General features: G+C 50.7%; 12 protein-coding genes. 4 read left to right on the top strand and 8 right to left on the bottom strand.

Annotation, left to right across the window (positions count from 1 at the left end):
• Positions 1-146 precede the first annotated feature (146 nt).
• The 6 genes from GSF01_RS28530 to GSF01_RS30155 all read right to left on the bottom strand — a co-directional run bounded on the left by GSF01_RS28530 (position 147) and on the right by GSF01_RS30155 (position 2,453).
• Positions 147-473 carry a hypothetical protein gene (locus GSF01_RS28530; protein WP_159888655.1) on the bottom strand — a complete coding sequence of 109 codons (327 nt, stop codon included), beginning with the start codon at positions 471-473 and terminating at the stop codon, positions 147-149.
• A gap of 112 nt (positions 474-585) precedes the next feature.
• Entirely contained in the window at positions 586-951 is a 366-nt protein-coding gene (locus tag GSF01_RS28525; protein ID WP_235941787.1) for a M23 family metallopeptidase, read from the bottom strand.
• Entirely contained in the window at positions 929-1,711 is a 783-nt protein-coding gene (locus GSF01_RS28520; protein WP_159888654.1) for a lytic transglycosylase domain-containing protein, read from the bottom strand. Before GSF01_RS28520 ends, GSF01_RS28525 begins: the two co-directional genes overlap by 23 nt.
• A 10-nt stretch (positions 1,712-1,721) precedes the next feature.
• A complete protein-coding gene (locus GSF01_RS28515) occupies positions 1,722-1,862 on the bottom strand; it encodes a hypothetical protein (protein WP_159888653.1) in 141 nt (46 codons plus the stop codon).
• Between the two features lie 307 nt (positions 1,863-2,169).
• Positions 2,170-2,325: a hypothetical protein gene (locus GSF01_RS28510; protein ID WP_159888652.1), complete on the bottom strand. Its 156-nt coding sequence runs from the start codon at positions 2,323-2,325 to the stop codon at positions 2,170-2,172.
• Positions 2,325-2,453: a hypothetical protein gene (locus GSF01_RS30155; protein ID WP_268893751.1), complete on the bottom strand. Its 129-nt coding sequence runs from the start codon at positions 2,451-2,453 to the stop codon at positions 2,325-2,327. Before GSF01_RS30155 ends, GSF01_RS28510 begins: the two co-directional genes overlap by 1 nt.
• A gap of 794 nt (positions 2,454-3,247) precedes the next feature.
• On the opposite strand from GSF01_RS30155, the gene GSF01_RS28505 reads away from it, so the two are divergent.
• The gene (locus GSF01_RS28505) at positions 3,248-4,117 is read left to right on the top strand and encodes a phosphorothioated DNA-binding restriction endonuclease (protein ID WP_159888651.1); all 870 of its coding nucleotides are present in this window, start codon (positions 3,248-3,250) and stop codon (positions 4,115-4,117) included.
• Between the two features lie 54 nt (positions 4,118-4,171).
• Here GSF01_RS28505 and GSF01_RS28500 read toward each other — a convergent pair whose 3' ends face one another.
• Positions 4,172-4,864 (bottom strand): 2OG-Fe(II) oxygenase, encoded by a 693-nt coding sequence (locus GSF01_RS28500; RefSeq protein ID WP_159888650.1) that lies wholly within the window; start codon positions 4,862-4,864, stop codon positions 4,172-4,174.
• Between the two features lie 268 nt (positions 4,865-5,132).
• On the opposite strand from GSF01_RS28500, the gene GSF01_RS28495 reads away from it, so the two are divergent.
• On the top strand, positions 5,133-6,404 hold the full coding sequence (locus GSF01_RS28495; protein ID WP_159888649.1) for a stalk domain-containing protein: 1,272 nt from the start codon (positions 5,133-5,135) through the stop codon (positions 6,402-6,404).
• Between the two features lie 100 nt (positions 6,405-6,504).
• Here GSF01_RS28495 and GSF01_RS28490 read toward each other — a convergent pair whose 3' ends face one another.
• Positions 6,505-7,395: a LysR substrate-binding domain-containing protein gene (locus tag GSF01_RS28490; RefSeq protein WP_159888648.1), complete on the bottom strand. Its 891-nt coding sequence runs from the start codon at positions 7,393-7,395 to the stop codon at positions 6,505-6,507.
• Between the two features lie 229 nt (positions 7,396-7,624).
• Here GSF01_RS28490 and GSF01_RS28485 point away from each other — a divergent pair, with 229 nt between their 5' ends.
• Both GSF01_RS28485 and GSF01_RS28480 read left to right on the top strand, forming a co-directional pair.
• Positions 7,625-8,680, top strand: coding sequence for a YeiH family protein (locus GSF01_RS28485; RefSeq protein ID WP_159888647.1), 1,056 nt, complete (start codon positions 7,625-7,627; stop codon positions 8,678-8,680).
• Between the two features lie 108 nt (positions 8,681-8,788).
• Positions 8,789-11,923: a hybrid sensor histidine kinase/response regulator gene (locus tag GSF01_RS28480; protein ID WP_235941786.1), complete on the top strand. Its 3,135-nt coding sequence runs from the start codon at positions 8,789-8,791 to the stop codon at positions 11,921-11,923.
• Positions 11,924-12,262: the final 339 nt, after the last annotated feature.

Raw genomic sequence — 12,262 nt, 5'->3', positions numbered from 1 at the left:
ACATGAAAAAGATCGCTCTCCACCTGGATAAACAGGTTCAATGAGGAGGGCGATCTCTTTTTTTTGAAAAATAATCCTTTAAAAAATGAGCTATCCAGCTAACACTAGGGGTTTCTCGTCAATCTGATAAGTCGAGTTTTCTCGACTTATTTTTGTTTAAAAAGATAGTAACGCCCGTCTGCCTCAACAACTATTTTTTCTGATTCTGAAACGCCTTTTATTGTAAATACTTTACTACCATCATTGATAATCGAAGGCGGACATTCCTTGCAGTTAATGATGGAGATATCAGTCTGTTTTAATGAACCAATTTTCTTATCAATTTTATCTTCTGTGGTATCTTTTCCTTCATACTCATACTCGTGCTCATGCCATTTAACAATAAGGGAATATTGATTGCCATTTGACTTTGGTAAATCACAGCCAAGCAAAGAAATAAACAATATAGTTAAAATAAGGACCCTCGTTAACATGCAGTCACCTCCGATCTTTATTACCTTAACTGACGCTTTATGATTGGATATGTTGCAGTGTGTAGAAACCCGATTTTTCACTTACATTGGACAAGCACAATAACTGATCATCTCAGCGCGGCTTTTTTTGTCCGGCGAGCAGAACTCCGTTCCTTCGTTTTTCCGACGAGATCCATTCACTAAAAATCTCGAGTATAACAAACCGATGAATGGGAGCCGGATCGACGCGACAGCCATTGACGAATATCTCAAAATGTAAATGCAATCCGGCGCTTTTCCCGGTAGAGCCGCAGACGCCAACAACATCTCCGGCCTGCACGACGTCCCCTACTTGAACCGTCGTCTGCGACAAGTGGGCGTATGTCGTCTTATATCCGCCGCCATGATCGATCCAAACGAATATCCCATACCCGCTTTTCGGGGTTCGTTCATCTTGCCAACCAGCATACACAACCTTACCAGCTTTGGACGCCGGAATGCGCTGTCCCGCCTGGCAAGCAAAATCGATGCCTTCGTGAGATGCGCCCGCCGGGCTTACCGGTTACCGGATTGATCCGGATGCCGAAAGGAGAGGTTACAACGCCCGGAACAGGCCGTGCAAAGCCGCTTTCGGACGGTTCAATGACTTCAATCGGAATAAACCCTTCCGTGGCATAAAGTCTCGCATACATCATTACTTCTGCGACATAGTTTTGATCGTAGTTATATGCAAAAATGGCACGTTCCAGGTTGCCGGTCGCCGCGCCGTTTTTGGCCAAAAAGTTTGCGGCCGAAAAAATCGAATCCCATAAGCTCCACATGTTGGCCCGGCCGTCGCGGTCAGCGTCGACGCCGTATCCGCCATACCGGGCGATCATCGCCAAGCTCGTCTTCTCTTCCTCGGTAAAGCTCCCTCGCCCAGCGCCATAACAAGACGGATGCGACCAGCCTACCCACGTACACGGCATAAACTGCATATGTCCTTCTGCCCCGACGCTTGAAATCATGGGCTGTAGCGTGGAAAATACCGTCTCCACTCGATGATGCGCGGCAAGCAAATTCCGTGGAACGCCGTACCTGGCTTCGGCCGCTTTATAGATGGGTACATATTCGGCCGGTATTTCACGTTCCCCAAGCGGTGAAATCGCGCCGCCCAAAAAGCCGTACCCGATGCTTCCGCCGCCTATAAACAACAACGGAAAAAAATGATCCCGCAGAGCGCCACGATCAGCACGACCGGAATTGCTGCGATCAACCATCCCCATTTCTTCATTCCGGAATCGCCCCCGATCCCGAGCGAATCCCAACATCATCGAGCTTCCAACGCCCTTCATCCAGCTTGAGCAGCACCACATAAAGCAACAGACTTGCTTCCTGCTTGCCGTTTATATCGGTATGGGTCACGCTCACATCGAGGTTATACCATTGTTCATCCGCTTGCAGCTCGGCCGGGGTCCACTCGGCCGCGACATACTCGGGTTTATGCGGGAGAGCGTCCCCCGACGCTGAAACGATGAAAGCTGCTTGTAGAACTTTTCAGTGATATAGGGCTTGGGGCGTTCCACATAAGCGTCGGGCTGCTCACTATCGAACGGCACATATGCTTTCAAAAAATGCGGAAGAACGGCTGGACGTCGCTGACCGTCTCCTCCGTTATAGGCGGCTTCTCGCTTTTCGTCTGCTCCTGTTCCGGTTGGCCCTCATACTGGTGGATGTCTCATTGTTCATGGGGCGCAGCCTTTTGGTTTTCCTTAGGTTGCGTATCGCGTCTTCCGGCAAACAACGATCCGATAAACAAGGCGATCAGCAGCACGCCAACAATAATACCAAACCATGCCTTAGTCCGATCCGGGAGCTGTGGGGAACGTGCCATTAGCTCTCACGCTCCCCTTTATCCTCCTCCAAGGAAACGTTGCGCTCGAGCGGCTCCGCCCTACCAGTACGCGGCACAAGGTCCTCCGTCGATGGGGCTGCTTGTTGAAACGCCTCCAACGATTCCAAAATGGCCGATCCCCTCGCCATCCGGAATGAATCGGAAGGAGCTGTCGGCTTGGTCTGCCTTCTTCGTTCTCCTCCTTGACGCCTGGAGCTTAACGAAACGACCGCTGGCGCTGCCGTTCTCGTTCCATGTGGAACCGCTGTTTGGATATATTCCGGAACAGTGGAATGGGTAGGCTGGGCTTCGCAATATTCATTCTGGTAGTAAGGGCGGAAATCAAAGGCGTACGACTAGCCCTCGCACACGACATGCGTAGTAACGAGATTATGACACCAGACAGACTTGCCTTCTTCATGCGAATACTGGAAGCTAAACAGCAGGTGTCATCGACAATCAGGAACACGATTCTTCGATCATCGCCATCTTTGAGCTGTCTTTTCCGTATCTTGCCCATGATTGCTTGCATCCGTCTGCGCTGCATATGATTCATGCACCAAGGAGCGTGGTTTAGAAAATTCCAGTTTCAGTACCAAAATGAACTTGACGATCGGCACGTAGAGGGATACCATGAGAATGGGAAATCTCCTTTATGTGGAAAATAGTTGGCCTTGTAACCGACCATTTCTCCACAAAGAGACGATGTCCTTTTTCTTTTATCAGTTCGACGAAGGTTCTAACTTCTCTACTTTTGTAGCGTTAAATCGACAGCGCAATTTTCGCAAGACTCAAGTTATTTACTGATATTCTATATAGGTTAAACTTAAGATGGTAACATTCGGCTAGATCTTCGTCGGCAAAATTCGTCATGTGCGTAAAAACCTGCAGTTGTACATCTAAGTCGTGTGAGGTGGAGACAGTGGAGGCGTCCGATTTAAAAGACAAGGTATCTAATCTATCCATATGGAAAAAGAACGGCCAGCGGGCTCCGCATAAACCCTTGCTAATTCTTCTGGGGCTTGCCCAATTGCAGCAAAACCGTACAGTCTTACCGTATGAACTAGTTCGAGGAAAATTAAAAAAACTGCTAATCGAGTTTGGCCCGCCTAGAAAATCATATCACCCTGAGCAGCCTTTTGTCCGACTAACCACTGATGGAATCTGGAGATTAACCGGCTCTGTCGATAGGAGGAATTTTACTGACAAATTGCTCTTATCGGAACAAGTGGCGGGTGGGTTTAATGAGGAGGTGCTTTCCCTTCTTCGAAACAATGAGCTTCTCGTTCAAGAGTTGGCTGAGCTATTGTTAAACGAACATTTTCCAGAGACCGTTCATCAGGATATTCTTGAGGAGGTAGGGCTGGATTTATCCGTGAGAAGAAATCGGAAGCGTGACCCGAATTTTAGAGATAGAATCTTAAAAGCATATGAATACAGCTGTGCCGTTTGTGGCTTTAATGTCAGGTTGGGACATCAATTGGTTGGCATTGACGCCGCACACATTCAATGGCATCAAGCTGGGGGACCCGATACGGAGGAAAATGGAATTGCTTTATGCTCATTGCATCATAAGCTGTTTGACCGTGGTGTATTTACGATAACGAGGGAGCGGGAAATGCTGGTGGCTGAACAGGCTCACGGTACGCATGGTTTTGAAGAGTGGCTGATGAGCTTTCACGGTAAAAAGGTTCGTTCTCCTATCCATCCGGTATACATGCCGAAAGATAATTTTATAAACTGGCATATCCGGGAAGTATTTAGAGGTCCCGCTCGATACCGTGTTTTATGATGATCGCGAAAATAGATTGCGCTGGGAATATCCATCCTCATACGACCTCTCCCTCTACCTGGCATCATGAAAAATAATGCCCAGACTGTACCTTGTTCCTGAAGTAATCGTACTGACGCCATGCCGGATGATGGTTTTGTAGTAGCCTCGCGTTCCTAATACGGGCCGGTGATGGGTTGGGAAAATCAGCGCATCGCCTTGCTGCAGCTGTATGGCGTGGCCTCGGCTTTGCGCCCGTGGGCGTTGCTCTGTGAGGAGCAGCTCTCCACCTGTGAAATCTTGGTCTCTTTGGTTGAGGGCAATGACGAGCTGGAAGGGGAAGAACACGCTCCCATACAAATCTTGATGCAAGCAATTGTAACCCCCTGCTTCATACTTCAGAATTAATGGAGTTGTGCGCGTCTGTCCCTCTCGATGGCACTCGTTTAGAAAATCAGTTAACAATACTGGATAAGCGGCAGGTTTGCCTAGATGCTCAAGCCAGCGGTTAGCCGTTTTGGCCAGCTCCGGGTAAAAAGCTTCGCGCAGCTGTTGGATGAGGCCCGGAAGAGGGGCATCGTAATATTTATATTCCCCCACCCCGAAGCGGTACCGGGCCATGTTGATGGTAGTTCGGAAGAGCTGCTCTTCCTCGTAGGTGCTGATGATCTCCAGGCACTCGGTTTGATTTAACAAATGAGGGATCGTCACATATCCATGCTCATCTAGCGATCGATGTAGCTCCTGCCAATCCAGACTCGTTTTCACGCGGCATGACCTCCTTGATTCGTTGTTATTTACTGTCCACGATTAGTATAACCTCCCAAGAGTCGTTTTTTCTGTTCCCGAACATAACCGCAAGATAACGAAAGTAAATTCATAGTTGCTCTATCTGGTAGGAAAGTACTGTTTCTGGGAAATTTGCAGGGAAGAAGGGACCATTCTTATCGGATCCGGCAGGATATTCCAGAACATAGGCGAACTAGAGTCAGACTGATGTCTATTTCCCATTATTTCTTGCTATCAGGAGGGCAACATGAAGAAAAAAACAGCACTGCTTCTTACCTTACTGCTTTTGGGGTCCATGCTCGCAGGGATTTTGCCCATCAGCGGCGTAGCGGAAGCCCGGGCGGCCCAATATGACCAATCGTTTATCAACGAGGTTTCCTCCCGTTATTCCGAGCTTGAGAAAAAGTACCAGGACTATTATCGCGAAGATTTGAAGCATTTTACTCAGATGTATGACCAGTTCTATGACTTGATCCACGACCAACAGAGCAAGCTTGAACGTCTTGGACGCGATGATTTGAACTATTTGAGCGACTTGTTATCCGCTGACGCCCAAAGCCTATCGGAGACCTATAAGGACAGCAGCTCCCGGGATGCGCTTACCGATTACAAGAGACAGAGCAACCCGAATTATTCCTCCGGGGCCATGTGGAAGTATGCGACGGCACTGAATAAAAACTATTCGTCCAGCCTCCACTGGAGCTTCGCTACGCAAATCAACGCGAATTACAGCTCATCGATCATGTGGAGAGCGCGCAACGATATTAACCCGAACTATTCGGGCAGCATCATGTGGAGCAGCCGCAATGAGACGAACCCCGACTATTCCGGCAGTAAAATGTCTAAGCTTCGCAATGAATCGAACCCCCATTATTCCGGAAGTATTATGTCCAGATACCGTCTGGGCAGCTTGAGCAAAGCGGAGGCGGAGAAGCAGATCAATCAGGTGCTGCAAGCAGGCGAAGAGGATTTGGGGAAATTCCGCAGCAAGACCGTGGATTTGCTGGAGCAATCCCGTGTGGAATCCGAGCAGAAGCTGATCGAACTGCGCAATACGACGGTGAAGAAGCTTCTTCAGCAGCGAAGCCATACGCTAGAGGATATCATGAGCATCCGGAAGCGTCACTTTGGGGGCGAGCTGGAGATCAAGCCGTTTCACCTTAGCTTTGATGAGATCCAAGTCGTCATCGATGGCGAGCTGCAAACGTTCGAGCAGCCGCCAGTGAACAAGGATGGCAGTGTCCTGGTTCCGATGAGGGCGATCTTCGAACGGCTCGGGGCGGAGATCAAGTGGAATGATGCCGAGAAAGCCGTTACGGCCACCAAAAACGACATTGCGATCTACATCGCCATTAACAGCAAGAGTCCTACGATTAACGGCGTCGTCAAGGAGCTGGAGGTTCCCGCGCAGCTGGTGAATGGTTATACGATGGTGCCGGTCCGATTCATCAGTGAGGCGCTGAACGCTGAGGTATCCTGGGAACAGCAAACCCAGACCGTATTTATCCAAACGAAATAAGGCGCCTGCCGCTTAATCACGTCAAGCACCGAAAGCCTTGTTGCCCGAATGCGGACGACAAGGCTTTGGGCTGCCCCGAATACGAAGGCGACCCTTTCATTTACGGATCAAGCTGCTGCAGCTTCTGTAGGAACATGGTGAGGGCCATCGTGCCGAAGGAAGATTTCGTTTCTTGTAACACGTAAAAATGGCGGGTAAATCGCTTGTCTTTTACTTGGATGCTGTGCAGCTCTCCCGATTCCAGCTCCTTGCGTATGACCCAGCGCGATAGCATAGCTACTCCGAGTCCGGCCACTACCGCTTCCTTAACGCCTTGACTGCTATTGAACACGAAGGAGCGCTGGACCCGCAGACCCGTATCTTGAATAAATTGATCGCTGAATGCCCGGGTGCCGGAGCCGCTCTCTCTAACTACCCAGACTTGATCCTGCAGCATGTCCGGTTCCACGGTTCCCAGCGAATGTAACGGATGCTCGGAAGGAACGACAAGCACCATCTCATCTTCCATAAACGGCGGGGTCACTTGAATCCCCGGATACTCGACGCTACCTTCCACTAAGCCGACATCGAGCTCATTGGAGTGAACCGCCTGAGCGATTTCTTCGGTATTGGCTATCGTCACCTGAATATCGACTTGGGGGTACTGATGCACGAACTCGGCCAGAAGGCGAGGGAGGATATATTCGCCGATCGTAAAGCTTGCGCCGATTTTTAAAGATCCGGTCACCTCGTTTCGCAGAAGAGAGATGTCTTCTTTCGCCGCTTCGTAGTGAGCTAAGATTTGCTTGGCTCGCTTGAACAAGATGTGGCCCGCCTCCGTCAGCTTCACTTGCTTGGAGGATCGGTGCATGAGCTTGACGCCAAATTCATTTTCCAAATTCCGTATATGCAAGCTGACCCCAGGCTGAGAAAGATGGAGTATTTCCGCAGCCCGTGAGAAATTGCTCTGTTCGGCCACCGTTACAAATACCTTCAACGTATCTACAATCATGGTTTCCTCCATTACTTGACATGCGGCAGATGCTGTTTCTTGAACCCATTGTATCTCTTTCTCCCTACAGGGACAAACCATTAGCCTGCTGGAGCGGAAGCATAAGTTTTGCTCATGCTGAAGATAGCAGTTCGGTATTTAACTTTCCGGCTGGAGCATCTTATAGTGGAGTCATGAAAGGATGCATGTTTCCTTCATCTAGAGGCGCTAACGGGGAGAGGGGACGAACATGGGTCAAGAACAAGCATTATTCATACCGAGAAGGAAGAAGCACAGCTTGGGCTTTATGCTCGGGATCGGATTCACTTTACTGATTGCTTTAGTAGCCAAATCTATAGCGGCATTTCCCTTCTTCGCTATAATGGGCCAACTGGTGATCGCCATCTTGATCGGAATGGCATGGCGAGCGACCGTCGGGGTACCGGAAACGGTGAAGGCAGGGACCGACTTTTCCAGCAAAAAACTGCTTCGTCTCGGAATTATCCTGCTCGGTATGAGGCTTAATCTGATGGATATTATCGATGCCGGTCCGAAGGTGTTTTTACTTGCCTGTATCGTCATCGCGTTTACGCTTATTGTCGTGTACGGGCTGGCTCGTTTGTTTAATGTAGAGAAGCGATTGGGCATCTTGACTGCCTGCGGAACCGCGATCTGCGGTGCTGCTGCGGTTGTTGCGATTGCTCCGCTGATTAAGGCAAAGGACGACGAAACGGCTATCGGAGCGGCGGTTGTAGCGATACTTGGGACCATATTCACGCTGCTCTATACGTTTATTTTTCCTATTCTCGGATTTTCGCCCATAGGCTACGGAATCTTTACGGGGGCAACCTTGCACGAAATTGCACACGTCCTTGCCGCCGCGGCTCCCGGAGGTTCGGATGCACTGGATATGGCGGTTATCGTCAAATTAACGCGGGTTAGTATGCTGGTTCCGATCGCCATTCTGATTGGAGCATGGGTCCGCCGCTCGGAGAGGAAAGAGAGGGGCGATCAACCGGCCAAGACGCTGCGCCAGTCGATCCCGGTTCCTTGGTTTATTCTTGGCTTTCTGCTTGTCAGCGGGATTCATTCGCTAGGGCTCGTTGCCGAGCCGATAGCAAGCGGCCTGGTCCTGATCGCTTACCTGCTGATTGCGATGGCCATGGCGGGCCTGGGCATGAACGTTGATGTGGCGACCTTTAGACGCTTTGGGATGAAGTCCTTTGTGGCGGGACTCCTTGGGTCGGTGATGCTCGCGGGTCTAGGCTTTGGGTTGGTTCATGTGTTCGGGCTTGCTTATCATTGAACTTATCGATTTGCTTAAGGTATACTTTTCCTAACATAAGGTTTTCGGCAGAATGTAATTCCCCATTATATTAAGTAGAAATAAGTAGAAGTAAGGAGTCAGGCTACTTTGGCGAATCATCCCCTAAGGGCGGGAAAACGGAACATTTTACTCCTACTCGGCCTGTTTGTCATCATTCTGATAGGCTCGCGCGTACTCTGGATCCTATCGTTTCAACCTATGGATCAGCCCCATGCGGTGGGAGGGCAGCTGGATTTGCGGGACTGGGATGCTGCAGGAGGTCATACGATTACCCTGGATGGCCAGTGGGAATTCTATCCTCATACCTGGCTGAAGAGTAACGAGACACCCGAGGAGCCACCTGCGGGCAAGCAGGCATTCATTCAAGTTCCGGGAGACTGGAATGATATCCTGCAGCCGGGAGAGAACACACCGTATGGTTACGGCTCGTATCGCTTACGGATTCTCGTTAATCCCGATGACGACTTCAACTACAGCATTCGGATTCCAAGCGTTCGAAGCTCGTCGGCGTTGTACGTAAACGGCCGCCTGCTGGGCGGGTCGGGAAAGCCGGGGGAAAGTGAGAAGGAATATGTGGCGCAGAATGTTCCCTACACCTCCTCCTTCATGCCAAATGATCGCGGCGTAATCGAGGTTGTTGTCCAGGCGGCGAATTTTAAGGATCCCCGTAAAAGCGGGCTCGTCCGGTCGATCAAGTTCGGGACGGAGGCTGCGATTGCCCGGGAGACTCAACTATCGATGTCTATGCAGCAAATGGTCGCCGTCGTCTTTCTGATCCATGCGGGATATGCGCTTATTTTATTTCTGGTAGGAACCCGGGAGAGGAGATTGCTTTACTTTTCCTTGCTAACGGTTAGTGCGATGCTCATGAATCTTCTGGGGAGTGAAGAGAAATATTTGGTTCATTGGCTTCCGATCGATTATGAGGCGGGCTTTCAGCTAGTCCATCTTTCTATGGTTGGTATTGCCTATGCTCTTCTTCAATGTGTGGCACATCAGCTGCCTGCCGCTTGGCGCAAGGTGTCTCCGGGGTACGCAGCTCTTTGCGGAGTCGTCGCCGTGTTGACGCTGCTCCTGTCCACCCGGTATCTTGTTATGCTCCAGCCCTTGTATTTCCTGCTCCTGGGGATTTCGATCCTGATCGCTATAGGAGCTATGCTCCGCACGTCGATGAAGGATATCAAAGATAATGTGTTATTGGCGATGTCGCTCATTGCGTTTGCGGGCAGCTTGGTATGGTGGAGCTTTTTTCTTATAACGGGGATCAAGGTCGTCTACTATCCGTTCGATCTCATCATATCGACGGCCTGCTTCGCATCGGTCTGGTTCAGACGTTACTTCCAGGTTCATGTGGAAACTCAGAAACTAGCAGCGAAGCTTCAGAGAGCGGACAAGAGAAAGGATGAATTCCTCGCTAACACCTCCCATGAGTTGAGAAATCCGCTTCACGGCATCCTCGGCATGTCACAGGCCGTTCTGGAGAGGGAGCAGCATTCGCTTAGTGAGAAAAGCGTTCAGGACTTGGGGACCGTCCTGTCGGTAGGACGCCGCATGTCCGTTATGCTGAACGACTTGCTGGATGCGATGAGGCTGCAGGAAAGCGCTCCAAGGCTGCAGTTCCAACGCTTTTCCATCCAGACGATCCCGAGCGGCGTATTTGATATGCTTCGCTTTATGACGGAAGGTAAGCCGGTTCGGCTGGCGAGTTATATTCCTGAGCATTTCCCGCAAGTATGGGCCGATGAAAACCGGGTTATCCAGATTCTCTTTAATCTGCTGCACAATGCGGTGAAGTATACGAACGAAGGCGAGATTTCGATAGGAGCCTATGTGAAGGACGGAAGGGCGCACCTGGTCGTCGCGGATACGGGCATGGGGATGGACCAGGAGACGATGCGGCGGGTGTTCGAGCCTTATGAGCAGGCCGATCCTGGCAAGACGATGATCGAGGGAGGATTCGGACTCGGCCTTAGCATCAGTCATCAGCTGGTGAAGCTGCACGGCGGAACGCTGCAGGTCAGCTCGGTGCCGGGTCAAGGCTCGGAGTTTGTCTTTACTTTACCGCTGGCCGAACCGCTAGCCGAACAGGCCGTTCCGGAGGAAGCCACAGAGACTGGAATCCTCGTACCGCTCGCTGCAGCCGAAGCCGCAAGGGATGTTTCTCCTGCTCCGTCCGATGCGAGCCCCGATCCTCAGCTATCGCCGCAGCAGCTGCCTCCGCTAGCCGATCGCCCCCGAATCTTAATCGTAGACGATGATCCCGTTAATCTGAACGTGCTCGAAACGATCCTATCCTTAGAGTCCTATGACATGATGACCGTTACGAGCGGTAAAGAAGCACTGGCTGTATTGGACGATAAGGAATGGGATTTGGTCATTTCCGACGTGATGATGCCGCAGATGTCCGGTTACGAATTGTCGCGCACGATTCGCCAGCGATTCACGATCACGGAGCTTCCCATCCTGCTCCTTACCGCAAGGAGCCATCCCGAGGATATCGAAAATGGCTTTCGATCGGGCGCCAACGATTATGTGACGAAGCCGGTGGATGCGTTGGAAGTGAGGTCGCGCGTCCGGGCGTTAACGGAAGTGAAGCATGCGGTACGCGAGCGACTGCAGATGGAAGCGGCGTGGCTGCAAGCGCAAATCCAGCCTCATTTCCTCTTCAACACCTTGAATGCCGTGGTAGCGCTAAGCGAGGTTGATCTGGTTAGGATGCGCAGCCTGCTCGGCGTTTTCAGTGACTTTTTGCGTGAAACGTTCAAGGAGAGAAATAGAAATGAGCTCATTTCCATCGAAGAGGAGTTAAGTATGGTCCGCTCCTACCTGTATATTGAACAGGAACGATTCGATGACCGGCTGCAGGTGGTTTGGGAGATCGACGAATGCGGGGACTTGAAGATTCCTATGCTCTCGATTCAGCCTCTGGTTGAAAACTCGATAAGACATGGTATCATGCAGCGCGCCCGCGGCGGAAAGATCGTTATCCGGGTCTCGAGCTATGAGGGTTATGCGGAGATCGCGGTTGAAGACGACGGCGTCGGGATGGATGAAGATCTGTTGGAGCGAGCGCCCGAAAGAAGATTGTCCACGGGATCAGGGGTCGGTCTGCATAATACAGACCTTCGGTTAAAGAGGCACTTTGGCAAGGGACTTCAGATCAGAAGCAAACCGGGCTATGGGACAACGATCTCGTTCAGGGTTTACACAGGTAAAGGTTAATGAGGGGCCGGGCGCTCGCTCCTAGTAGAGCGATCTGAAAGTCATGTAATAATGGAGCAACATAGGAGCGGTGGCGGGGTTACGGTTAACGGACATGTTGAACCGTTAGCGGTTGGGATTGACACGGATACGAATGTAAAGGACATACTGGAGGTTGTCGATTCATTGTGAGTAACTGAGTTGAAACGTTCTGCTTTCGCTAACGGACCTCACTATATAGCCCCCTAATCCATTTGGACATTCCTAATCACCTTCATATACACTAGAGGGGTGGGGGAAATATCCATGAAAAGACGGTTTAGATGCCCGGTTCAAGCCAAAAAGGAGCTCGTAGTAGAG

This window comes from Paenibacillus puerhi (genome assembly GCF_009846885.1).
Lineage (GTDB): Bacteria > Bacillota > Bacilli > Paenibacillales > NBRC-103111 > Paenibacillus_G > Paenibacillus_G puerhi.
This window is presented reverse-complemented; position numbering and strand designations above follow the sequence as displayed.

Bases quoted from the DNA above. Each gene is read 5' to 3' on its own strand.
- GSF01_RS28530 (WP_159888655.1), bottom strand. From the start codon at position 473: ATGTTAACGAGGGTCCTTATTTTAACTATATTGTTTATTTCTTTGCTT.
- GSF01_RS28520 (WP_159888654.1), bottom strand. From the start codon at position 1,711: ATGGTTGATCGCAGCAATTCCGGTCGTGCTGATCGTGGCGCTCTGCGG.
- GSF01_RS28510 (WP_159888652.1), bottom strand. From the start codon at position 2,325: ATGGCACGTTCCCCACAGCTCCCGGATCGGACTAAGGCATGGTTTGGT.
- GSF01_RS28495 (WP_159888649.1), top strand. From the start codon at position 5,133: ATGAAGAAAAAAACAGCACTGCTTCTTACCTTACTGCTTTTGGGGTCC.
- GSF01_RS28490 (WP_159888648.1), bottom strand. From the start codon at position 7,395: ATGATTGTAGATACGTTGAAGGTATTTGTAACGGTGGCCGAACAGAGC.
- GSF01_RS28485 (WP_159888647.1), top strand. From the start codon at position 7,625: ATGGGTCAAGAACAAGCATTATTCATACCGAGAAGGAAGAAGCACAGC.